We start from the raw sequence: 23,404 nt of genomic DNA on the forward strand, positions 1-23,404 counted from the left end.
GGACAATTATGTCAAATAGGGGAATTAAATCTGTATTCGTTGTTATCTTTATAAGTGTTATGTTACTTGGTGGCTGTGCTACTAAAAATGGTCAGAAAAAAAGTTCAGATGTTAATGTTGATACGACAACTGTCAATGTTGACGAGACAACAGAGAGTTCGAAAAATGAATCAAGTGTTGAGAAAAAGACTCCTAAATTTGCAGATGATAAAGTTGTAAATGATTTTATCAATAACTATAACGACATTTCTAATAGTCCATTAGAAAATATCAAAAAAGGAAATATAAAAATAAAATATTTCGCAACAAGCTACGGTTATTACTTGGAACTTTTACATGCAAATGATACTGATAAAATTAATGTAACAATTAATCAAACAAATGAAAATAGTTCCTCTGGTGTAGCAGGGATGAAAGAAGTATTTCATGATATTGTTAAATCGATTGAAACGTCTTTATCTGATGATGAGGTAAATAACTATTTTGATAATCTTGTGTTAAATGAGACTATAACAGATTCTACTTTAGGTTCATTGAAGATAAACTATGTACCAGACAAGGAATTAAGTTATGGAAATTCAAGAGGTCACATTAAAGTTATTGTACAATAATAACTATTAAAGAGTATCTAGTAAATTGAATAGAATCAAATAAGGAGGACAATTATGTCAAATATTTATGATAGTGCAAATGCACTTAGTCGTGGACTACGCGAATTGCCTGAATACAAGGCAGTTAAGGAAGCTAGAGATGCCATCCAAGCAGATGCAGAAGCTAGCAAAATTTTTGCAGATTATATTGCTTTTCAGCATGAAATCCAAATCATGGCACAAACTGGTCAAATTCCAGACGCTTCTTTTCAAGAAAAAATGGAAAGCTTTGGTAAACAGATTCAAGGCAACTCTCTCTTGTCAGAATTCTTTGCCAAACAGCAACAACTTTCTATCTACCTTTCTGATATTGAAAAAATTGTATTTGAACCAATTTCAGAACTTTTAAAATAAGAATTTACCTCATAAAGTCAGGAATTTTTAAGAAATTTCTGACTTTTTATGATAAAATAAGAAAAAGTATTGTCAGTATGAGGACCACTATGAAATTAAAAACAAACATTAAGCACTTAAATGGTAGTATTCGGGTACCAGGAGATAAGTCCATCAGTCATCGCTCGATTATTTTTGGAAGCTTAGCTGAGGGTGAGACTAAGGTTTATGATATCTTGCGTGGTGAAGATGTCCTATCAACTATGCAAGTTTTTCGTGACCTCGGCGTTGATATTGAGGACAAAGACGGTGTCGTGACCATTCAAGGTGTTGGGCTGAATGGATTGAAAGCCCAACAGAATGCTCTCGATATGGGGAATTCTGGGACCTCTATTCGTTTAATTTCAGGCGTCCTTGCTGGTGCAGACTTTGAAGTAGAGATGTTTGGAGATGATAGTCTTTCCAAACGCCCTATGGACCGTGTAACTCTTCCTTTGAAAAAAATGGGAGTTAGCATTTCAGGTCAAACAGAGCGAGACTTGCCACCTTTGCACTTAAAAGGTACAAAAAACTTAAAACCTATTCAATATGAATTGCCAATTGCCTCTGCTCAGGTCAAGTCTGCCTTGATTTTTGCGGCTTTACAGGCTCAGGGTCAGTCTGTCATCATTGAGAAGGAGTGCACTCGTAATCATACAGAAGATATGCTGCGTCAATTTGGCGGAGACTTGAGTGTCGATGGTAAGAAAATCACAGTCCAAGGGCCACAAAAACTAAGTGGGCAAACGGTTGTCGTACCTGGTGACATTTCCAGTGCAGCCTTTTGGTTAGTTGCAGGTTTGATTGTTCCAAATTCTCGAGTGGTGCTTAAGAATGTTGGTATTAATGAAACACGTACAGGTATCATCGATGTTATCCGTGCTATGGGTGGGAAACTAGAACTTACTGATATTGATCCAATTGCCAAGTCTGCAACCTTGACTGTTGAAACTTCAGATTTGAAGGGAACAGAGATTGGTGGAGCTTTGATTCCACGCTTAATTGATGAATTGCCGATTATTGCGCTCCTTGCTACCCAAGCTCAGGGGAAAACGGTTATCAAAGATGCTGAAGAACTTAAAGTCAAAGAGACGGACCGCATTCAAGTTGTCGCAGATGCTTTAAATAGCATGGGGGCAACTATCACTCCTACAGCAGACGGAATGATAATCAAAGGGAAATCTGTCCTCCATGGAGCCAGAGTCAACACCTTTGGAGACCACCGTATCGGTATGATGACAGCCATTGCAGCTCTCTTAGTTGCAGATGGAGAAGTCGAATTGGACCGTGCAGAAGCTATCAATACTAGCTATCCAAGCTTCTTTGATGATTTGGAGACCTTGATCCATGGCTAAGGTTTTACTAGGTTTTATGGGTGCAGGAAAATCTACTATTGCTAGAGGATTAGATCCTGACTTTGTAGACATGGATGCCTTGCTTGAAGACCGACTGGGGATGCCAATTGCTCGTTTCTTTGAAGAAAAAGGAGAAGCAGCCTTCCGTCAGATAGAAGAAGAAGTTTTGGCTGACCTACTAAAAATGAACCAAGTCGTGTCTACTGGTGGTGGAGTGGTCATTTCTCAGAAAAATCGTGCCTTGCTCAAACAAAATCCAGAGAATATCTACCTAAAAGCGGATTTTGAGACCCTTTACCAGCGAATTTCAGCCGATAAGGACAATCAACGCCCGCTATTTCTAAACAATAGCAAGGAAGATTTAGCTGCAATTTTTAATGAAAGACAGGCTTGGTATGAGGAAGTGGCTAGTAAAGTTATCGATGTGTCCAAGCTAATCCCAGAGGAAATTATTGAGGAATTGATATGAAAATTGCCTATCTAGGTCCCAAAGGATCTTTTTCGCACCATGTTGTGCAGACGGCTTTTCCACATGAGGAACTAGAGCCTTTTTCAAATATTACAGATGTTATCAAGGCCTATGAACAGGGATTGGTAGACTATTCAGTAGTGCCGGTTGAAAATTCCATTGAAGGTAGTGTCCATGAGACTTTGGACTATCTTTTCCATCAGGCTCGCATTCAAGCTGTGGCAGAGATTGTTCAGCCAATCCACCAACAGTTGATGGCAGTGCCAGGGCAATCTAAAATTGAGAAAATCTTTTCTCACCCACAAGCATTGGCACAAGGGAAGAAATTTATTGACGAGCATTATCCAGATGCGCAACTAGAAGTCACTGCCAGTACAGCCTACGCTGCGCGCTATGTTTCTGAGCATCCTGATCAACCATTTGCGGCGATTGCCCCAAGAAGTTCTGCAGAGGAATATGGTTTAGAACTCATCGCTCAAGATATTCAAGAAATGGAAGCCAATTTTACTCGTTTTTGGGTTTTGGGACCTAAATTACCACAAATCCCCTTGAATGCAGGTTCTGAAAAGATGAGTCTAGCTTTGACCTTGCCAGATAATCTTCCAGGTGCATTATACAAAGCACTTTCTACCTTTGCATGGCGCGGGATTGACTTGACTAAAATTGAGAGTCGTCCTCTAAAAACAGCCTTGGGCGAATACTTTTTTATCATTGATGTCGCTTATACTGATAAAGAACTGATCCATTTTGCTCAAAAAGAACTAGAAACGATTGGAATCCAGTATAAAGTACTAGGTGCTTATCCTATCTATACAATACAGGATAAAGGAAAGGAGAAGGAATGACTAGAGAGAATCCTTTGACACACCATGAAAAACTGAGATATGACTATCTTTTGAAAAATATTCATTATTTGAATGAGAAAGAAAAGAGAGAATTTGACTTTTTACATGCTAAGTTAGAAGGTCAAAAAGGTACAGAGGAAGTTTTCAATCCAGAAGCCAAAGAACAACTTCTTTCAGACTCTGGTATCGACCTGCCAACCTATGCTAATCGTAGCCGTTCTAGCCGCCGTAGTGGTGGGGCTCAACTGGAAACAAAGGTTCCAAAAGCTAAGAAGCCAAAGAAAAAAAGAGGTTTTCGTTTTAAACGCTTATTTGCTTGGTTAGGGATGTTATTGCTTTGTGTAGCAGTTGGAATGATCGTCATGTTCTTAAAGGGATTCCAATCGGCGAATCCTAATAGCTCAAATGGGCCCAAAGATGCCAAAGCTGCTCAGGTTGAGGTTTTTAATGGACAGGATACCCGAGATGGTGTTAATATTCTTATTTTGGGAACAGATGGCCGTATCGGACAGAATAGTTCAGAAACACGGACGGATTCTGTCATGGTTCTGAATGTTAGTGGTAAAGATAAGAAGCTTAAGCTGGTTAGTTTTATGCGGGACAACCTAGTTTATATCGATGGATATAGCCAAGTTATTAACGGTCAAAAACAAGCAGACCATAAGTTGAACTTAGCCTACGAATTAGGGGAACAAGAAGGTAAACAAGGAGCCGAAATGGTCCGAAAGGTGCTCAAGGATAATTTTGATCTAGACATCAAATATTATGCCCTTGTCGATTTCCAAGCCTTTGCGACAGCCATTGATACGCTTTTCCCTGATGGTGTGACTATTGATGCTCAGTTTTCAACTCTAAATGGGGTTCCAGTTACAGAAGCGACTGTAGGAGATGACTTGCACGCAACGGAAACTGAGTCACCGACTCAAACTATTCGAGCTGGGAAACAACAGATGAATGGTTCGACTCTTCTCAACTATGCACGTTTCCGTGATGATGATGAGGGGGACTATGGCCGTACTCGTCGACAACAGCAGGTCATGACAGCTGTCTTGCAGCAGATTAAAGATCCGACAAAACTTTTCACGGGCTCAGAAGCACTAGGAAAAGTATTTGCCATGACCTCTACAAACCTTCCATATACTTTCTTATTGACCAATGGCTTATCAGTCCTTGAAGGAGGTCAGAATGGTATTGAAAGATTGACAGTTCCAGAACTTGGAGACTGGGTAGACGACTTTGACGTATACGGTGGTCAATCCCTTCGAGTGGACCAAAAAGCTTACCAAAATAAACTGGCCCAGATGGGATTTAGGTAAACTGAAAAAAACGAATCAGAGCTTGGTATACCTATGGCAACAGGTGTCTCGGGCTTTGATTTTTAACATGGTTAGATGGTTTTATAAACGTTTTTTATGGTATAATAGAATGATGTATTCTATCAGGAGAGGAAGAGAATAAGATGAGTGATTTAAAGGCAATTCAAACTCGTAGCTTAGAGATGGCTGAATATTTTGTCGCCTTTTGTAAAGAACACGATTTACTCTGTTATTTGTGTGGTGGAGGAGCTATTGGAGCTCTACGAAATAAAGGTTTTATCCCTTGGGATGATGATTTAGACTTCTTTATGCCCCGCAAGGATTATGAAAAATTAGCAGAGCTATGGCCTCGCTATGCGGACGAGCGTTACTTCCTATCAAAAAGTGATAGAGACTTTGTTGACCGCAACCTCTTTATCACTATTCGAGACAAGGAAACAACTTGTATCAAGCCTTACCAACAAGATTTGGACCTCCCACACGGCTTGGCTCTGGATGTTCTTCCCTTGGACTACTACCCTAAAAATCCAGCTGAACGTAAGAAACAAGTACGTTGGGCTTTGATTTATTCCCTCTTCTGTGCACAAACCATTCCAGAAAAACATGGAGCCCTCATGAAATGGGGCAGCACGATTTTATTAGGATTAACTCCTAAATCCCTTCGTTATCGTATCTGGAAAAAAGCGGAGAAAGAAATGACCAAGTATGGTCTAGCAGAAAGTGATGGCATCACGGAATTATGCTCAGGTCCAGGATACATGAAAAAGAAATATCCAATTCAAGCATTTGAAGATAATATTTTCCTACCATTCGAAGGAACAGAATTGCCTATTCCAGTTGGTTATGATGCCTATCTCAGCACAGCTTTTGGTGACTACATGACACCACCACCGGCAGACAAGCAAGTGCCTCACCACGATGCCCTTATAGCAGATATGGATAAGAGTTACACTGAATATAAGGGAGAATATGGAGCATGATGAAAGAAAAAATTAGCGTTATTGCTCCAGTCTATAATGTAGAAGCTTATTTGGAACGATGTGTTGAGTCAATCTTAAAGCAGACTTATACCAATTTTGAATTGCTTCTTATTGATGATGGTTCGACAGATCAGAGTGGTGCCTTGTGCGATCAGTTGGCATCTAAAAATGAAAATATCAAAGTTTTTCATATTAAGAATGCAGGAGTCTCGAATGCTAGAAATATAGGTATTCAACATTCAAGAGGAGAATGGATTACTTTTATTGATAGTGATGATTTTATTACACCAGATTACTTGGAAACTTTAATAAGTGTAGTTGACAGTGACGAGTCTATAGGGGTTAGTATAGCACGTCTCCATCATATAAAAAATGGTCAAATTACAGAATTACCGAATTTTTCAGGAAAAGAAGAGAAATGGTCGACAGAGCAGACGATGAGAGAATTATTGACGACAACTAGAACTTCTTTTTTCCCTGTTGCAAAATTATTTAAAAGAGAGATTGTTTCAAGTTTTACATTCAATACAGACTATCATTTGGCTGAAGATGCTTTATTTTTAACAGAAGTTTTACTAAAAACCAGATGTACTAGTGTATTTGTTGATAAACCAATCTACTATTATGATCATCGTCAGGGAAGTGCAACAACTTCTGTCAACGATCATGTATTTGATACCATAGAGGTCTATAAAATTATTATTTCTGAAGTTTTTCAAATATTTCCAAAACTAAAAACTGAATTAGTGAATAGAGAATGTTGGTCCTATATCACAGTGTATGATAAAATAATTTTTACAGATTCAAGCCAATATCGAACAGAAAAAATTAAGTTGAGAAAGTGGATTATTAAACATTTATCTGAGATATTAAAAGATCCTTATTTTACTAATTTTCGAAAAATAGCCGTTTTGTCCCTCCTTGTTTCCCCATGGATCTATAGACAAATCGTCGGCTTAAATCAATAATGTCATTTAAAGGAGTTGAAGATGAATTTTTCAAAAACGAATGAATGCTTTGAAAAATCAAAATTGTGGATTTCATATCTATTTGTTTTTATTTCGATTTTAAGCATGAGTTCCCTAGTGTATAAAGTAACAAGTCCTATTTATAAAGGATTATCAGCAATTGTTGTTCTTTGTATTTGTTTAACCTTATTTTTAAATTGGAGACGAATAGAAATCGATAAGAAATATCTAGGTTTATTTGGACTCTTAGCAGGTAGTCATCTAGTAGCAACACTGGTTAATCGTTCGGGGCACTTGCTTGGGAATATGATTGAAATCTTCTTTATGATAGCCTACATTTTGCTATTTACTATGGTGAATTCAGAATATCTTAAGAAGTTAATTCGCTTGATTGCTGGAACGGTTCAATTTGTTTCTTTTTTCTCTGCTATATTTGCCTTTGTTCTTTTAATATTTAGAATTTTAATATTATTTAAAATTGGAGAACACTCCTATTATTATGGTGTTATGAATGGTCGTTTATGGGGAGTTGTTAACCCAAATGCAAGTGCTATTTTTTCTTATATTAGTATTGTTTTTGCTTTGTATCTCATCCACAAAGGAAGTAAGTACTCGATTTATCTGAAGATAAATAATGTAATTCAATTTCTAAATTTTGCGGCTATGCAAAGTAGAGGTGCCTTATTATCAGCCGTTTTAATGCTGGGATTTTATTCGCTTTTTATTGCCAGAGGAAATCTACTGAAAAAATGTCTCACATTTCTGGTTGCTGGTACCTTAATTGTAGCTAGCAATATTGGTATTAGTTATGTAACTTCAGTATATATTTTAGCTGCTAAGGCAACAGTCATTGACTTAAATAAAGGTGAGTCTTATTCTGAGACAGATTCGGACGTAGCTAAGAAAAATGGTGAACTTCACCTAATCGAAACAACTCCAAGCGGACGTACTTATATTTGGGAAAATGCTATTAAAATGGGAAGTGCAAAACCATTATTTGGATATGGTGTTCGAAACGTCACTGATTATTATACAGAGTACTTTAGCAAATTTGAAATTCAAAATTCACTAATTGGTGGTAATTTCCATAATATATTGATTACAATTTTTGTAAGTTCTGGATTATTAGGACTCATTTCTTTCATACTCATAATCGCTTATGTAAGTTTACGTTTTATAACTTATTTAGTTGTGACTAAGAAAAATGATGAAAAATTAATTATAATTCTATTTTTTGGGATTTTATTTGGTCAATTATTTGAAAGTCAGATCATCTACTCCACAAATTTTATCAACATAATTTTCTGGTTAGTAATTGGTTATGGTTTAACGATTTGTTTGAAAGAAAAAAATATCCGTTATGAGGAAGTAACAGATATTTCCGAAATTCAAAAAATGGAATTAGGAATTATGGAGTACATTCATGAAGTTTGTCAGAAAATTGGTGCCAAATATTTCTTAGCTTATGGTAGTCTAATTGGGGCAGTTCGTCATAAAGGTTTTATTCCGTGGGACGACGATATGGATATTTGTATGCTTCGAGATGATTATGAAAAATTACAAGATTATCTGATTGCACATCCAGATGAACGATATGAACTCATGTCTTATAAAAATAATATCAATTATGTTTATCCTTTCATGAAGATCAAAGATAATCAGACCTATCTAGTCGAGGAGGATGTGCGAATTGATTCGAATATGGGTATCTATGTAGATATTTTCCCAGTAGATGGTTATGAAGATGATCAGGCGTTTAAGGATAAAATGACCAAAATTATTAAAAAACGTCAATTAAGTTGTTATACTTTCAAAGGAATTACGAATACTAAAAGTGTAGTCAATTCAATGATTCGCTATATTTCTGTTATGATCTTTTATTTCACAAACACAAATAAGTATGTTTCTCAAATCGATGAATTAGCAAAATCTAGAAAAGTAGAGGATTATGAACAAGTAGACTACCTTATTTATAAAGATATGAATAAACCTGTTTGGAAACGCGAATGGTTAGAAAATGTTGAAACTGGCAATTTTGAAGGTAAGGAATTCATGATACCAAACCACTACCATGAAATTCTCACTTCAGATTATGGGGACTACATGCAGTTGCCACCAGTAGAGCAACAAGTTTCTCACCATGATTTCAAACTATGGAAAATTATAGAGAATGGATAATTTTTTTCGTCTTAGAAAAGAGCAAAAATTAGGAGTGACAAAGATGTCTGAGAGAATTTTAAGCTTAGAAGAAATCAAGCAAGTAGAACTTGATATTCTAGAGTATTTACATAAAATCTGTGAAAAACATGATATTAAGTATTTCATCGATTTTGGAACCTTGCTAGGAGCTGTACGTCACCAAGGTTTTATTCCTTGGGATGATGATACAGATATTTCCTTAGCTCGGGATGAATTTGAAAAACTTTATAAGGTTTTAAAAAATGAAAATCATCCATACTATAAAATGATTTCCTTTAGAGAAACAAAGGGCTATCCATATAGTTATATGAGAGTCTATGATATAAGAACACGTAGAGATGCCAATCTTAGAGATTCTACGGTTGTGTTAGGAACCTGTGTTGATGTATTTCCGTATGATGGTGTTGCAACGGAGAAAAGTGACCGTAAAAAAATGAAACTCTACCAATATCTTATTCGCCTCTCTTCTTTAAATTTTAAGGGGATTAAGTCTGAGAATGGGGGACTTAAAAATCTACCTCGCTACATTGGGTCAGCTATTTTTCAACTAAGTTCCCCACAAACTTGGAATCAAAAACTAGAGAATCTGGCTTTGAAATATAGTTTAGATCAATCTAAGTATCTTGCTTGTACGATATTTGATCCTAGCTTTCCAGAGGGAATCAAAAAAGAATGGCTCTATGATCTGATTGATCTACCATACGAAAACATCGTAGTAAAGGCTCCTAGAAAATACCATGAAATACTTGTTTATGAATTTGGAGAAAACTATATGACTCCACCCCCTATTGAGCAACAAGTTCCAGGAGGAGATAAGAATTATTGGATTGATTAACGAAAAAGTCTAGAAGAAATAGAGAAAGTTTGATGTATTATGAAATCTATTAAAAAATCAATATTATTTAGTGCCTTGTTCTTAGCGGCATCAATCATTCAAGCACCGACAGTCAATGCAGATACTATCTCAGCAGGTGCAGGGAATCGAATCCATTTTATCAATACAAAAGCTAAATCTGGAAGTGATGCTATCCTACTAGAAAGTAATGGTCATTATGCCTTGATTGATATGGGAGAAGATTATGATTTCCCGGATGGTTCGGATCCACGCTATCCAATTCGCTGGGGGATATCCATTCGAAATTATCAGGTCATGGAAGATCGTTTGATTCGCCACCTTGATCAGTTAGGTGTAAAGAAATTGGATTTTATACTAGGAACTCATGTTCATAGTGACCATATAGGTGGAGCAGATGAAATTCTTAATCGCTATCAGGTTGATAAATTTTATTTGAAAAAATATTCGGATAAACGAATTACAAGTACTTGGGGATTGTGGGATAATCTTTTCAATTACGATAATGCTCTCCGCGCTGCACAGAACAAGGGAGTTAAACTTATTCAAGACATAAAGGATGAAGATAGCCATTTTAAATTTGGGGATATGGATATTCAACTTTATAATTATAAAAATGAATATGATGCTGATGGAAACCTAAAAAGAGTTCTTGATGATAATTCCAATTCAATTGTTGCAGTAGTGACTGTAGCAGGAAAAAGAATTTATCTTGGTGGTGATTTGGATAATGCTGAGGGAGCTGAAGATAAATTAGGACCTGTTATTGGAAAAGTGGATATGATGAAATGGAATCATCACTACGATGCCAAGATTTCCAATACAATTGGATTTATAGACCATCTCTCTCCTAGTATGGTCATCCAAACAACTGGAGGAGATATTAACCTCGCTTCAACGAGAGACTATCTTCAAAAGAAAAATATCCAAGTGATTCACGCATCTAGTCAAACTCAGGATGCGACTGTGTTTGATATTAGTGATAAAGGATTTACAAACGTTTCAGGGGATTTTCCAAATATTCCTACTGTTGATGAGAAATGGTATCAAGAAGATGGCCATTGGAAATATCGTTTGAAAGATGGTCAGATGGCTATCGGTTGGAAAGAAATTTCTGGAGCAACATATTTCTTTAATGGAAAAGGTCAAATGCAGTCTGGTAGATGGGTGCATGTAAATGACGGCTGGGATCCACATAGTGACGGCGACTGGTATTATCTTAATACAGATGGTAAAATGCATATTGGTGGTTGGTTCTATCATGATAATACTTGGTACTATATTCAGTCGAATGGTGCAAGACGATACAATGAATTAGCTGAAATTGGTGGGCAAAAGTATCTGTTTGATAAAGATGGTAAAATGCTTACTGGTTTACAAGTCTTCAAAGGTAAGAAGATGCTCTTTGCAAGTAGCGGTGCTTTGCAAACAGAAGGGACAGCTTCAAGCTGGCAAAAGCTAGGTTCAAACTGGTATTATTATGATGAAGATGGTCTTCGAACAGTGGGCTTGAAGAAAATCAATGGACTAACCTACTATTTTGATAATAATGGGATCATGCAAACTGGTTGGGCCATGATTGAAGGTCATTGGAATTATTTTGCAAGTTCTGGAGCGATGAAAACAGGCTGGATTAAGGATGGTGACACTTGGTATTATCTAGATAAAGATGGTGTCATGCTAACGGGTCTTCAAGAGATTGATGGCACTCGTTATTACCTCAATGCAAGTGGTGCTATGCAAACTGGTTGGGCCATGATTGAAGGTCATTGGAACTATTTTGCAAGTTCTGGAGCTATGAAAACAGGTTGGATCAAGGATAAGGATACTTGGTACTATCTAGATAAAGATGGTATCATGCTAACGGGTCTTCAAGAGATTGATGGCACTCGTTATTATCTCAATGCAAGTGGAGCAATGCAGATAGGCTGGAAATGGTTTGACAATCATTATAGTTATTTCACAAGCAGTGGAGCTATGAAAACAGGTTGGCTCAAAGATAAGGACCTTTGGTACTATCTAGATAAAGATGGTATCATGCTAACCGGTCTTCAAGAAATTGATGGCACTCGTTATTACCTTAATGCAAGTGGAGCCATGCAGACAGGCTGGAAATGGTTTGACAATCATTATAGTTATTTCACAAGTAGTGGAGCTATGAAAACAGGTTGGCTCAAAGATAAGGACCGTTGGTACTATCTCAAACCTGATGATGGTGTCATGGCAACAGGTCTTCAAGAAATTGATGGCACTCGTTATTACCTCAATGCAAGCGGCGCTATGGAGACTGGTTGGAAATTGCTAGATAACCAATATTACTACTTTACAGAAAGTGGGGCCATGAAGACAGGTTGGTTCAAAGATAAAGGGCTTTGGTACTATCTCAAACCTGATGATGGTGTCATGGCAACAGGTTTTCTAGATGTCGATGGTATTCGTTATTATCTCAATGCAAGCGGAGCTATGCAGACTGGCTGGAAACAACTGAATGGCAACTGGTACTATTTCCAAGCAGATGGTTCCTTATTGAGAAATGGAACAACACCTGATGGTTACAAGGTCAATCAAGATGGCATTTGGAGCTTGAATCCTGATAAAGTAGAAGTTCAGGGAAGTCAAGAAGAACCTAAGAAGGATTCTGATAAGCCAGTTGAGAAAGAGAAGCATTCAGCAGAAGACAATAAAAAAGATGAAGCTGCTGAAACAAAACAGACTTTGAAGGCAGATAAAGAATAATCTTAGTTGCTTTGCTAGAAAGTTGATTAGGTGCTGTGTTCAGACCTGTCAGATACTTTTCTTTTAAAATAGTATTTATATACATCTCAGAGAATCAATCAATGTTTTTTGGACAAGAAACTTGATCAGCTCTGAGATGTTTTTCGATTTCTCACACACTAAATGATTGAGAATAGCCCTCTCGTCTTCAAATAGAAATATTTTGATAAGAAATTTTAAAAAACACCGATTAGATAAATAAGAAAAATTATGGTATAATAAAACGATACAAAAAAGGAGTATATATGGACATTTCAGAAATTCGTCAAAAAATTGACGCCAATCGTGAAAAATTAGCTTCTTTTAGGGGGTCTCTTTGACCTCGAAGGGTTAGAAGAAGAAATTGCCATTTTGGAAAACAAAATGACAGAACCTGATTTTTGGAACGATAATATTGCGGCCCAAAAAACGTCGCAAGAATTAAATGAACTAAAAAATACCTACAATACTTTCCACAAGATGGAGGAGTTGCAGGATGAAGCTGAAATCTTACTAGACTTTTTAGCAGAGGATGAGTCTGTTAAAGATGAGTTGGTGGAGAAGTTAGCTGAGCTAGATCAGATGATGACTAGCTACGAGATGACTCTGCTCTTGTCAGAGCCCTATGATCATAATAATGCTATTTTAGAGATTCACCCAGGTTCTGGTGGAACAGAAGCCCAAGACTGGGGCGATATGCTTCTTCGTATGTACACTCGTTATGGTAACGCTAAAGGCTTTAAGGTTGAAGTCTTGGATTATCAAGCAGGTGATGAGGCAGGTATTAAGTCAGTGACCTTGTCTTTTGAAGGGCCAAATGCTTATGGACTTCTCAAGTCAGAGATGGGAGTTCACCGTTTGGTCCGAATCTCACCATTTGACTCTGCTAAACGTCGCCACACCTCATTTACTTCTGTAGAAGTCATGCCAGAGTTGGATGATACCATCGAAGTTGAAATCCGTGAGGATGATATCAAGATGGATACCTTCCGTTCAGGTGGAGCAGGTGGACAAAACGTCAACAAGGTTTCAACAGGTGTCCGTTTGACCCACATTCCGACAGGGATTGTCGTTGCATCAACCGTTGACCGTACTCAGTACGGAAACCGTGACCGTGCGATGAAGATGCTCCAGGCAAAACTCTATCAGATGGAGCAGGAAAAGAAAGCTGCTGAGGTAGATGCCCTTAAGGGGGACAAGAAAGAAATCACATGGGGAAGCCAGATTCGCTCCTATGTATTCACCCCTTATACCATGGTGAAAGACCACCGTACCAGTTTTGAAGTTGCGCAGGTAGATAAGGTCATGGATGGGGACTTAGATGGTTTCATCGATGCTTATCTAAAATGGCGTATTAGTTAAAAGAAAGGAAGTCACATGTCGATCATTGAAATGAGAGATGTTGTCAAAAAGTATGACAACGGGACAACAGCCCTACGTGGCGTCTCTGTGAAAATTGAACCAGGAGAATTTGCCTATATCGTAGGTCCTTCGGGTGCAGGTAAGTCAACTTTTATCCGTGCCTTGTACCGTGAAGTTAAAGTTGAAAAAGGAAGTTTGCAAGTTGCAGGTTTTAATCTTGTTAAGATTAAAAAGAAAGATATTCCGCTTCTTCGTCGAAGTGTTGGAGTTGTCTTTCAGGATTACAAACTCTTGCCAAAGAAAACCGTTTATGAGAACATTGCTTACGCAATGGAGGTTGTCGGTGAAAGCCGTCGCAATATCAAAAAACGTGTTATGGAAGTTTTGGATCTTGTCGGCTTGAAGCATAAGGTTCGTTCATTCCCTAATGAATTGTCAGGTGGTGAGCAACAACGTATCGCCATTGCGCGTGCTATCGTAAACAATCCTAAGGTTTTGATTGCCGACGAACCAACAGGTAACTTGGACCCAGATAACTCATGGGAAATCATGAACCTCTTGGAGCGCATCAATCTCCAAGGTACGACTGTTTTGATGGCTACCCACAACAGCCAAATCGTAAATACCTTGCGCCACCGTGTCATTGCCATCGAGAATGGTCGTGTGGTTCGTGACGAAGCGAAAGGAGAGTACGGATACGATGATTAGTAGATTTTTCCGCCACTTGTTCGAAGCTTTAAAGAGTTTAAAGCGTAATGGGTGGATGACCATTGCTGCTGTCAGTTCAGTAATGATTACCTTGACCTTGGTTGCTATTTTTGCCTCAGTTATCTTTAATACTGCAAAATTGGCAACGGATATCGAAAACAACGTCCGAGTCATGGTTTATGTTCGTAAGGATATTGAAGACAATAGTGAAACCATCGTCAAAGAAGGCCAGACAGTTACAAACAATGATTACCACAAGGTTTATGATGCTCTCAAGGCTATGCCAGCTGTTAAAAGTGTAACCTTCTCAAGTAAAGAAGAGCAGTACCAAAAGCTGACTGAAACCATGGGTGACGATTGGAAGGTTTTTGAAGGAGATGCCAATCCACTTCATGATGCCTACATTGTCGATACCAATTCACCAAGTGATGTGAAACCAGTCGCTGAAGAAGCTAAGAAAATCGAAGGAGTTTCTGAGGTTCAAGACGGTGGTGCCAATACGGAGCGTCTCTTCAAGTTGGCTTCCTTCATCCGTGTTTGGGGATTGGTCATTGCAGGACTCTTGATTTTCATCGCAGTCTTCTTGATTTCAAATACCATTCGTATCACTATCATTTCACGTAGTCGTGAAATTCAAATCATGCGTTTGGTTGGTGCTAAAAATAGCTACATTCGTGGTCCATTCTTGCTAGAAGGTGCCTTCATTGGGCTATTAGGAGCAACTATTCCATCAATCATGGTTTACTTTATCTATAACCGAGTCTACCAATCAGTTAACCCATCTTTGGTTGGACAAAATCTATCTCTGATTACCCCAGATGCTTTTATTCCATTGATGATTGGTCTTTTGTTCCTCATCGGAATCTGTATCGGTTCACTTGGTTCAGGAATCTCAATGCGTCGATTCTTGAAAATCTAAGTAAGATAGTTTACTAAAATCTATAAAAGTAGGATACCATCGAGGCTTGACCGAGTCAGATGGTCCTACTTTTTATGTTGAACTTATAAACCATACTCTTCAAAAATCTCTTCAAACCACGTCAGCTTCGTCTTGGCGTATATTTGTTACTGACTTCGTCAGTTCTATCCACAACCTCAAAACAGTGTTTTGAGCAACCTGCGGCTCGCTTCCTAGTTTGCTCTTTGATTTTCATTGAGTATCAGTTGCTTGCCAATTTTTGGGAAACAGTGTATGATAGGAAAGGACCTTTTTGCTAAAAGAGTTATAGGGACTAGATGAAAGAAATCTTTTATTTCTACAGTAATATCTAGCTCTTTTGACTTAACATAAATAATGAATGAGGATAAAATGAAACAATTTTTGGAAAAAGTGAGTATACTTTCTCTATCGTTAGTATTGATCACATCATTTTCAATATCAAGTGCCCTACCATCCATGTTTGACTATTATCAGGGCTATTCGACTGGTCAGGTTGAACTTCTAGTCAGTCTCCCATCCTTTGGGATTATGGCTATGCTCCTTTTAAATGGAGTTTTAGAACGGATTTTTCCTGAACGACTTCAGTTGACCTTGGGACTCTTGATCTTGTCAATCAGTGGAACAGCTCCCTTCTGGTATCAGGATTACTACTTTGTCTTTGCTACTCGTCTTCTTTTTGGGATTGGTGTGGGGATGCTAAACGCCAAGGCTATCTCTATCATCAGTGAACGGTACCATGGCAAGACTCGTATCCAGATGCTTGGTTTTCGTGGTTCAGCTGAGGTAGTGGGAGCCTCTATCTTGACCTTGACAGTCGGTCAGCTTTTGGCCTTTGGCTGGACTGCAACCTTCCTAGCCTACGCTGCAGGTCTAGTGGTTCTTGTACTCTTCCTTCTCTTTGTCCCTTATAACAAAGAAGAAGTTCATGAGTCCAAGCAAAAGACAGAAGAAGCAGCGAAACTAACTCGCTCCATGCTACAGCTGATTTTCTTCCTAGCTGTCGGAGCTGCAGTCATTGTATGTACCAATACAGCTATTACCTTCCGTATTCCTAGTCTCATGATTGAGGCAGGCTTTGGAGATGCTCAGTTGTCTAGTCTGGTACTCAGTGCCATGCAGTTGATTGGGATTCTGGCGGGAATTAGCTTTTCTTTCCTCATCTCCGCCTTTAAGGAAAAATTGTTATTGGTTGCGGGTGTAACCTTTGGTATTGGGCAAATCATCATCGCTCTTTCACCTTCTCTTTGGGTTGTCGTTGCAGGTTCTGTCTTAGGAGGATTCGCCTACAGCATCGCTCTGACGACAGTCTTTCAGTTAATTTCTGAGAGAATCCCAGCAAAACTCCTCAACAAAGCAACTTCCTATGCTGTTTTGGGATGTAGTTTTGGTGCTTCCTTAACACCATTTGTTCTTTCAGGAATTGGCTTGGTGACTACAGATGGTCGAATGACCTTTATCATTCTAGGAGCATGGATGATTGTGACATCAGTCCTTGTTTCTCTCCTATTGAAAAAAGAAGCTTAACAAAAAGAGGCTGGGCAAAAAGTTATTACAATCAGAAAAACGCATAATATCAGGTGTTGAAAAGCCTTGATACTATGCGTTTTATTTTTTTCATTTTCTGATAACACTCTTCGAAAATCAAATTCAAACCACGTCAGCTTCACCTTGGATTACATATGTGACTGACTTCGTCAGTCTTATCTACAACCTCAAAGCAGTGCTTTGAGCAACCTGCGGCTATCTTTCTAGTTTGCTCTTTGATTTTCATTGAGTATAAAATTGAGTTTTTGTTCAACCTTTTTTTAGTGATCAGGCGAACATTTGCCAAAAGTAATCAATGATGTAGGTCAATCCATAAGTGTAAACAACCAGGGTAAAGGGCTTGGTCAAGATGATGATGGTCATGTAGCGCTTGAAGCTCATCTTGGTTAGAGCAGCCAGCATACAGAGAAAGTCCGCTGGGCTAACTGGCCAAATCATCATAAAAATAAAGAAACGGTCAAAACGATTGCCCTTATCCAACCAGCCAATGTACTTATCATAGGTACGCTTACTGACGACAGACTGAACAAAGGGGGCTCCGTAGAGACGCACCAGGTAAAAGATAATGGCGCAACCAATAACAATACCAATATAGTTGTAAATCGTCCCCACTATATGCCCGTAGATAAAGACACCGGCAACGGATGTCAGAGCACCAGGAATGATAGGAACAACCGTCTGCAAAATCTGTAAAAAGATAAAGAGTGGTGGCCCCCAGATACCGGCCTGTTGGATAAAGGCAGATAGGGTTTCCTTAGAATGCAAGACTCCAGCCTGATAGGCCCAGATACAGAAAATCAAAGTACCAACTCCACCGATGATGGAAGAAATATTGATTGCTTGCTGTAGAAGGGGAGAAACAGCTTTCATTTCTTTATCGTGTGACATGTAAACTCCTCTTGTGTAGTATGATTCTACTATACCATATTTTAAGGAGAAAGACTATTTGTATTATTAAAGTGAAGATAGTGAAATCAGAAGTTTTTCTGATAGGTCTATGATATAATAATAGCAAGAATATTGTCCCTGAAGGAGGAATATAGATGCAGGTAAAACCAGAACTGGAAATAGAAAAACAACTGATTAACCAGCTGGTAACTGGTGAAAGCCAATGGACTTATAGAGAAGACCTAAAAATAGAAGAACAACTATGGGACAATTTCTTTGAGAAACTAGCCCAAAACAACGTTGCTCTGCTGGCAGACCATCCCTTAACTGAACAGGAAAAACGCCAGATTCAGAACCAACTCAACTTTGTCAGCTACTATGATGCGGCCAAGTGGTTGGTCGGAGAAAATGGCATTGCCAAAGTTGAGGTTCAAAGAGAAGATGCAAGTCTAGGCACCATCCGTTTGTCAGTCATTTGGCGTGACAATATCGCAGCAGGAAAGTCTAGCTACGAAGTTGTCAATCAAGTCCAAAGAGAAAAAGTAAATCCTCTGGATCAAGACCGTAGATTGGATGTTACTCTCCTTATCAACGGCTTGCCTATGATTCAAATTGAGCTCAAGAGTTCCCAAGCAGCATTTATCGATGCCTTTCACCAGATTAAAAAATATGACCGTGAAGGGAAATTCCGTGGTATCTACTCTAGCTTACAGATGTTTGTTGTGACCAATAAGGTCGATACACGCTATATCGCTGCAGCTCGTGAAAATAAACTCAACAAGCAATTTCTAACCAAGTGGGTGGATAAGGACAATCATCCTGTGACAAACCTGACTAGTTTTGCCCACGAAGTCCTTTCTATCCCTCGTGCGCATCAGATGGTCATGCAGTATTCGGTCATTGATGATAGCAAGAAATCTCTTATCCTCTTGCGCCCCTATCAGATCCACGCAATCGAAGCAGTGCAAGAATCCTCTCGCCAGCAAGCATCAGGCTATGTCTGGCATACAACAGGTTCAGGGAAGACCTTGACTTCTTATAAGGTGGCGAGGAATCTCCTTCAGATTCCATCCATCCAAAAGACGATTTTTGTCGTTGACCGCAGGGACTTGGACCAACAGACCACATCATCCTTCCTCTCGTATGCGACCAATGATGTCATTGATATCGACGAGACGGATAATACACATGATTTGGTTAAGCGCTTAGGCAGTAATGATAAGCGTGTCGTGGTGACAACCATCCAGAAAATCACCACCATGATGCGCAAGTTTGACCAAGGCCTTTACCAACGAGATGCGGACAAAATCAAGGGACTCCGAGTGGCCTTTGTCGTGGATGAATGCCACCGTGCCGTGACGCCACAAACACAAAAAGACATTAAAGCCTTTTTCCCACAGTCCCTCTGGTATGGATTTACAGGCACACCCATCTTTAAGGAAAATAAACGCCAGCAAGTCGGTGACCTAGCTCAAACCACCCAACAACAGTATGGAGACCGTCTCCATGAGTATACAGTCAAGGAAGCCATCCATGACGGAGCTGTCTTAGGCTTTAAAGTGGATTATCGCAATACCCTCATCACAGACCAGTCTGAAAATGAAATACCAGATACCGTCTATGAAAATGAGGAGCACATGCTGGAAGTCTTGGATGCCATTATCAATAAATCGCGCCAACAACTGGGCTTCCAAAAAGGAGTGGGCAATACCTACAATGCCATCCTAACCGTCAAGTCTATCCCTCAAGCCCAAGCCTACTATGACCTTCTCAAAAGAGTCAAGGCTGGTCAAACACGGGTCAAGGTATCAGAGAGGGTCAAGATGGTCCTTCCAGACTTTCCAAAGGCGACCATCACCTACTCCGTCACTGAAAACGAAGAAGACTCAAGAGCCAACCAAGACCACATGAAACAGGTCTTAGAGGACTATAACCAAGAGTTTGATACTCACTTTACAATGGCGGATCTCCGTGGCTTTAACACCGATGTTAATAACCGGCTTGCCCGCAAGCAAGACAAGTATCTCTATCGCAAGGAGCAGTTGGACTTGGTTATCGTGGTCAATCGTCTCTTAACTGGATTTGATGCCCCTTGTTTATCGACCCTCTTTATCGATCGTAAACCAATGCAACCGCAGGACTTGATACAGGCCTTTAGCCGAACCAACCGCATCTTTGACTCCAGTAAAACCTATGGTCATATCATTACTTTCCAAAAGCCTATAGCCTTTAAGGAAGCAGTGGATAATGCCCTCAAACTCTACTCAAATGGTGGAGAAAATGATGTCCTAGCACCTAGCTGGGAAGAAGAAAAGAGAAACTTTTTGCGGAGTTGTAGCGACTTCCAAAATCTCATCACAGATGACCCCGAAGAAGGACTCCAAATCGAGCAAATCTCTACACCTGAATTGAGAAAACTAGCCAAGGCTTATCAATCCTTTGATAAATACTTGGCTTCTATCCGAGTTTATAAAGAGTATAACGAGGAAGAAATCTATGCAGAGACTGGACTAACCGCAGATGAATTGGAAACCTATCTAGGCTTCTATCAAAATATCCTTGCCGAACTTAAAAGTCGTTCAGAAGATGGTGATGAGGATGGGGAGCCACTGGATATCCACTATGAACTAGAGTCTATCCAAGTCGATGAGATTAACTACGCCTATATCCTGACCCTGATCCAAAGCCTGATCGAGCAGGAGCAAAGTCAGGAAAAGAGTCTCAGTGCACAGGACAGAGAAGCAGTGGATACCTATATCCAAAGTCTGGAGAAGACCAATCCAAACCTTACCCAGATCATCTCAGAACTTTGGCAAGAAGTACAGGCAAATCCAGACCGCTATAGAGGTCAATCCATCGCCAATATCCTTGATCAGATGATTGAGGCAGTCATTCAGCAGCATATCCAAGACTTTAGTAAGACCTGGTATGTTGGTGAAGATGAACTCCGCTACTATGTCAATCACTACCGCAAGGGAGCAAAAAAACAACTAGGAGAAAGTCAACTGACCAAGAGTCAGCGCTACAAGGACTATAAAGTTGAGGTGACAGATGCCCTCAACCCACTCCTCTATAAAAAACAAATCAAAGAAGCCTATACCCAACTGATCGAAGAAGTGATTGAGCCGTTGAGGGTTGGGAGGTAGTTACCAAAAAAGTCGAATATCTTGAACTCTTATGATTTATGTGTATTATCAACATATAATTGCGAAGTATACATAAATTTATAAGTGTTCTAGACTTCGAAAAGTTTGCTTGAGGAATTTTTGAAGACTTCTAACATTCGAATACAGTTCTTTCCTAAAATTTCATAGGTTTATACTCTTACAATCCTCAATTTTTTAAAAATATATAGTCTCTATCTACTTGGGAAATCATTTCCCAGTTGGATAGGGACTTTTTATCTTAATATCACCTAAAATACCTCAATAGAACAGTTGAGTGTAAAAAATAGACAGTTGAGGGGATGGGAGACAAAAACACTAACTTATTTGATAGAATTTAGCTATCAACTTAAAGGAAGAAAATGATGAAAAAAGATAAAGAAAAAGAGGAAGATCTTTTCTATTCGATTGTGATGATTGGGCTTTTAATTCTAATCGCTAGTTTATTTCAAACTAATGCAATAAAGGATGGAACTTGGTTTCCCCATCAGGGGCATAGAATTTTTGTACAATCAGATGAAAAGCATGAAGGACTTCCAGGACTGATTAAGTATATTTTGGACCATACGAAAAAATAAAAGATTAACTAGAAAGGCAATACCTATGACAAAAAACTACACCATTCGGCCACTTACTTACAGCAACTTTACCAACCGTGAGTTTGAAAGCTTGATGATTGACACTTATAAGATTCTTGAGACCTTTACTGAAGCACAAAAAGATGAAGATATGTATGCTAAGCACCTAGGAAGCTTTAAAACAAAGTTAGAGGAATTTCAACACCAGCTGGCTAGTGTGGAGAAGAAAGAGTCTACTAGTTTGACAACAGTGGATAAGGAAAGAGATAGTGCTTTAGTAGGTCTCTTTACCATTCATAGAGGCTTTGCTAAGATCAAGGAAAGCAGACTCAAGGAAGCCTATGAGACACTTAAGCCAGTCTTTACTAAGTACAAGGATATTACCAAACACAGTAACGATGTTGAAACGGCAGAAATCAAGAGTCTTTTGAAAACATTGAGTGCAGAACCTTATTATGGAGCTGTTACAAGTCTAGGACTAAATCCAATGCTATTAGCAGTGACTAGTGCTCAAGAGGAATACGACCAAGTGGAAAGTAAGGCGCGTGCGCTTAAGTCTGCTAAGGAAGTAGGCAAGACCAAACAAGTCCGTACCGAACTAACTAGCATCTACGACCTCTTTATGCGATATACTGCAGCCAGCGCAGAAGCCTATCCTGAAAAAGAACACCTGACCAAACTCCTTAAAGACCTCAATACAATCCGAGATAGTAAACGACGATTGAGTGGTTCAAGTAAGAAGGATAAGAAAGTAAAAGTAGAAGAAGCGACACAAGTAGCAGGATAAAACTAAACGTCTTTAGATATATTATTATCTAAAGACGTTTTTTGGTGGATTCGTGGTATAATTTTATTATATTAGAAATCCATTTAATGAAAATTAATTATTTATTTAGAAAGGTTGAGATGAGAATACCTGATATTGAAATTAAAAAAGAAGTCTCTAGGCGGTTTCAAGAAGCTAGGAATATTTCTAGGCCCGAAAAATGTTTACTGTGTGGCAAAAAACTTACAAAACTTTGTAATTCACATTCGGTTCCTCAATTTGTCTTAAAACATTTGTCTGAGAATGGAAAAATTATGCAGTCCAGTTTACTGATGGCTTTTGAAGATATAGATATGTTTGAGACTGAAAAAGGAGTAAAAAATTCTGGGACGTTTAAATTTATATGTCATTCATGTGATAAAGAATTCTTTAGTGATTATGAATCGGAAGATGCTTTATTGGGAGAGATCTCAGATAAGATGTTAGCTGAAATTGCTTTGAAAAATGAACTGTTGAATGTTTCCAAACGAAGTCAAGAAGTAGCATTATATAGTTCTCTTCCAGAAAAAATAATTAATATTGACTATATGATAGATTTGTATAGTTTAGATTTAAGAGATTTTCTTCAAGAAGTGGAAGTTCATAAACGAGAAATTTTAAATAATACAAAAGGGGCATATCAAATTATATAT

The 23,404-nt window shown here is 38.6% G+C and carries 19 protein-coding genes and 1 pseudogene; 19 read left to right on the forward strand and 1 reads right to left on the reverse strand.

The window, feature by feature from the left end:
* Positions 1-8 precede the first annotated feature (8 nt).
* From GEZ89_RS03240 to GEZ89_RS03310, 15 genes are all read left to right on the forward strand, one after another.
* Positions 9-611 (forward strand): hypothetical protein, encoded by a 603-nt coding sequence (locus tag GEZ89_RS03240; protein WP_153224948.1) that lies wholly within the window; start codon positions 9-11, stop codon positions 609-611.
* A gap of 54 nt (positions 612-665) precedes the next feature.
* Positions 666-1,004 (forward strand): YlbF/YmcA family competence regulator, encoded by a 339-nt coding sequence (locus GEZ89_RS03245; protein WP_036757185.1) that lies wholly within the window; start codon positions 666-668, stop codon positions 1,002-1,004.
* 89 nt (positions 1,005-1,093) lie between these two features.
* The gene (gene aroA / locus GEZ89_RS03250; protein ID WP_153224949.1) at positions 1,094-2,377 is read left to right on the forward strand and encodes a 3-phosphoshikimate 1-carboxyvinyltransferase; all 1,284 of its coding nucleotides are present in this window, start codon (positions 1,094-1,096) and stop codon (positions 2,375-2,377) included.
* A complete protein-coding gene (locus GEZ89_RS03255) occupies positions 2,370-2,846 on the forward strand; it encodes a shikimate kinase (protein WP_153224950.1) in 477 nt (158 codons plus the stop codon). Before aroA ends, GEZ89_RS03255 begins: the two co-directional genes overlap by 8 nt.
* Positions 2,843-3,691 carry a prephenate dehydratase gene (gene pheA / locus GEZ89_RS03260; protein WP_153224951.1) on the forward strand — a complete coding sequence of 283 codons (849 nt, stop codon included), beginning with the start codon at positions 2,843-2,845 and terminating at the stop codon, positions 3,689-3,691. The genes GEZ89_RS03255 and pheA overlap by 4 nt, the downstream gene beginning before the upstream one ends.
* On the forward strand, positions 3,688-5,007 hold the full coding sequence (locus tag GEZ89_RS03265; RefSeq protein WP_153224952.1) for an LCP family protein: 1,320 nt from the start codon (positions 3,688-3,690) through the stop codon (positions 5,005-5,007). Before pheA ends, GEZ89_RS03265 begins: the two co-directional genes overlap by 4 nt.
* Before the next feature lie 143 nt (positions 5,008-5,150).
* Positions 5,151-5,987, forward strand: a complete 837-nt coding sequence (locus GEZ89_RS03270) for a LicD family protein (RefSeq protein ID WP_153224953.1) — start codon at positions 5,151-5,153, stop codon at positions 5,985-5,987.
* Complete coding sequence (locus tag GEZ89_RS03275) at positions 5,984-6,955, forward strand: glycosyltransferase family 2 protein (RefSeq protein WP_153224954.1); 972 nt, start codon at positions 5,984-5,986, stop codon at positions 6,953-6,955. Before GEZ89_RS03270 ends, GEZ89_RS03275 begins: the two co-directional genes overlap by 4 nt.
* A 21-nt stretch (positions 6,956-6,976) precedes the next feature.
* Positions 6,977-9,133, forward strand: a complete 2,157-nt coding sequence (locus GEZ89_RS03280; RefSeq protein WP_153224955.1) for a LicD family protein — start codon at positions 6,977-6,979, stop codon at positions 9,131-9,133.
* A 43-nt stretch (positions 9,134-9,176) separates the two neighbouring features.
* Complete coding sequence (locus GEZ89_RS03285; protein ID WP_153224956.1) at positions 9,177-9,989, forward strand: LicD family protein; 813 nt, start codon at positions 9,177-9,179, stop codon at positions 9,987-9,989.
* A 39-nt stretch (positions 9,990-10,028) separates the two neighbouring features.
* On the forward strand, positions 10,029-12,743 hold the full coding sequence (locus GEZ89_RS03290) for an MBL fold metallo-hydrolase (protein WP_153224957.1): 2,715 nt from the start codon (positions 10,029-10,031) through the stop codon (positions 12,741-12,743).
* A 284-nt stretch (positions 12,744-13,027) separates the two neighbouring features.
* Positions 13,028-14,123, forward strand: a protein-coding gene (prfB, locus tag GEZ89_RS03295) for a peptide chain release factor 2 (RefSeq protein WP_153224958.1) whose coding sequence is annotated in 2 segments (ribosomal slippage) — positions 13,028-13,099 and positions 13,101-14,123 — 1,095 coding nt in all. Because the reading frame shifts where the segments join, the coding sequence is not laid out codon by codon here.
* Between the two features lie 15 nt (positions 14,124-14,138).
* Positions 14,139-14,831 (forward strand): cell division ATP-binding protein FtsE, encoded by a 693-nt coding sequence (gene ftsE, locus GEZ89_RS03300; RefSeq protein ID WP_049548597.1) that lies wholly within the window; start codon positions 14,139-14,141, stop codon positions 14,829-14,831.
* Positions 14,824-15,750: a permease-like cell division protein FtsX gene (ftsX, locus tag GEZ89_RS03305; RefSeq protein WP_075232086.1), complete on the forward strand. Its 927-nt coding sequence runs from the start codon at positions 14,824-14,826 to the stop codon at positions 15,748-15,750. The genes ftsE and ftsX overlap by 8 nt, the downstream gene beginning before the upstream one ends.
* Positions 15,751-16,140: 390 nt before the next feature.
* Positions 16,141-17,295, forward strand: a complete 1,155-nt coding sequence (locus GEZ89_RS03310) for an MFS transporter (protein WP_153224959.1) — start codon at positions 16,141-16,143, stop codon at positions 17,293-17,295.
* Positions 17,296-17,583: 288 nt separating this feature from the next.
* Here the strand turns inward: GEZ89_RS03310 and GEZ89_RS03315 are convergent, their stop codons facing one another.
* Positions 17,584-18,204: a TVP38/TMEM64 family protein gene (locus GEZ89_RS03315; protein WP_045763499.1), complete on the reverse strand. Its 621-nt coding sequence runs from the start codon at positions 18,202-18,204 to the stop codon at positions 17,584-17,586.
* Between the two features lie 155 nt (positions 18,205-18,359).
* Here GEZ89_RS03315 and GEZ89_RS03320 point away from each other — a divergent pair, with 155 nt between their 5' ends.
* The 4 genes and pseudogenes from GEZ89_RS03320 to GEZ89_RS03335 form a co-directional block, all read left to right on the forward strand.
* Positions 18,360-21,350, forward strand: coding sequence for a type I restriction endonuclease subunit R (locus GEZ89_RS03320; protein ID WP_153224960.1), 2,991 nt, complete (start codon positions 18,360-18,362; stop codon positions 21,348-21,350).
* 383 nt (positions 21,351-21,733) lie between these two features.
* Positions 21,734-21,946, forward strand: coding sequence for a hypothetical protein (locus tag GEZ89_RS03325; protein WP_153224961.1), 213 nt, complete (start codon positions 21,734-21,736; stop codon positions 21,944-21,946).
* 25 nt (positions 21,947-21,971) lie between these two features.
* Positions 21,972-22,733: a DUF6261 family protein gene (locus GEZ89_RS09540; RefSeq protein WP_194251826.1), complete on the forward strand. Its 762-nt coding sequence runs from the start codon at positions 21,972-21,974 to the stop codon at positions 22,731-22,733.
* 86 nt (positions 22,734-22,819) lie between these two features.
* Positions 22,820-23,404: pseudogene (locus tag GEZ89_RS03335) on the forward strand (hypothetical protein); the annotation flags it as partial.

The sequence above is a fragment of the Streptococcus mitis genome (assembly GCF_009496285.1).
GTDB lineage: Bacteria > Bacillota > Bacilli > Lactobacillales > Streptococcaceae > Streptococcus > Streptococcus mitis_BP.

Bases quoted from the DNA above. Each gene is read 5' to 3' on its own strand.
- GEZ89_RS03240 (WP_153224948.1), top strand. From the start codon at position 9: ATGTCAAATAGGGGAATTAAATCTGTATTCGTTGTTATCTTTATAAGT.
- GEZ89_RS03245 (WP_036757185.1), top strand. From the start codon at position 666: ATGTCAAATATTTATGATAGTGCAAATGCACTTAGTCGTGGACTACGC.
- aroA (WP_153224949.1), top strand. From the start codon at position 1,094: ATGAAATTAAAAACAAACATTAAGCACTTAAATGGTAGTATTCGGGTA.
- GEZ89_RS03255 (WP_153224950.1), top strand. From the start codon at position 2,370: ATGGCTAAGGTTTTACTAGGTTTTATGGGTGCAGGAAAATCTACTATT.
- pheA (WP_153224951.1), top strand. From the start codon at position 2,843: ATGAAAATTGCCTATCTAGGTCCCAAAGGATCTTTTTCGCACCATGTT.
- GEZ89_RS03265 (WP_153224952.1), top strand. From the start codon at position 3,688: ATGACTAGAGAGAATCCTTTGACACACCATGAAAAACTGAGATATGAC.
- GEZ89_RS03270 (WP_153224953.1), top strand. From the start codon at position 5,151: ATGAGTGATTTAAAGGCAATTCAAACTCGTAGCTTAGAGATGGCTGAA.
- GEZ89_RS03275 (WP_153224954.1), top strand. From the start codon at position 5,984: ATGATGAAAGAAAAAATTAGCGTTATTGCTCCAGTCTATAATGTAGAA.
- GEZ89_RS03280 (WP_153224955.1), top strand. From the start codon at position 6,977: ATGAATTTTTCAAAAACGAATGAATGCTTTGAAAAATCAAAATTGTGG.
- GEZ89_RS03285 (WP_153224956.1), top strand. From the start codon at position 9,177: ATGTCTGAGAGAATTTTAAGCTTAGAAGAAATCAAGCAAGTAGAACTT.
- GEZ89_RS03290 (WP_153224957.1), top strand. From the start codon at position 10,029: ATGAAATCTATTAAAAAATCAATATTATTTAGTGCCTTGTTCTTAGCG.
- ftsE (WP_049548597.1), top strand. From the start codon at position 14,139: ATGTCGATCATTGAAATGAGAGATGTTGTCAAAAAGTATGACAACGGG.
- ftsX (WP_075232086.1), top strand. From the start codon at position 14,824: ATGATTAGTAGATTTTTCCGCCACTTGTTCGAAGCTTTAAAGAGTTTA.
- GEZ89_RS03310 (WP_153224959.1), top strand. From the start codon at position 16,141: ATGAAACAATTTTTGGAAAAAGTGAGTATACTTTCTCTATCGTTAGTA.
- GEZ89_RS03315 (WP_045763499.1), bottom strand. From the start codon at position 18,204: ATGTCACACGATAAAGAAATGAAAGCTGTTTCTCCCCTTCTACAGCAA.
- GEZ89_RS03320 (WP_153224960.1), top strand. From the start codon at position 18,360: ATGCAGGTAAAACCAGAACTGGAAATAGAAAAACAACTGATTAACCAG.
- GEZ89_RS03325 (WP_153224961.1), top strand. From the start codon at position 21,734: ATGAAAAAAGATAAAGAAAAAGAGGAAGATCTTTTCTATTCGATTGTG.
- GEZ89_RS09540 (WP_194251826.1), top strand. From the start codon at position 21,972: ATGACAAAAAACTACACCATTCGGCCACTTACTTACAGCAACTTTACC.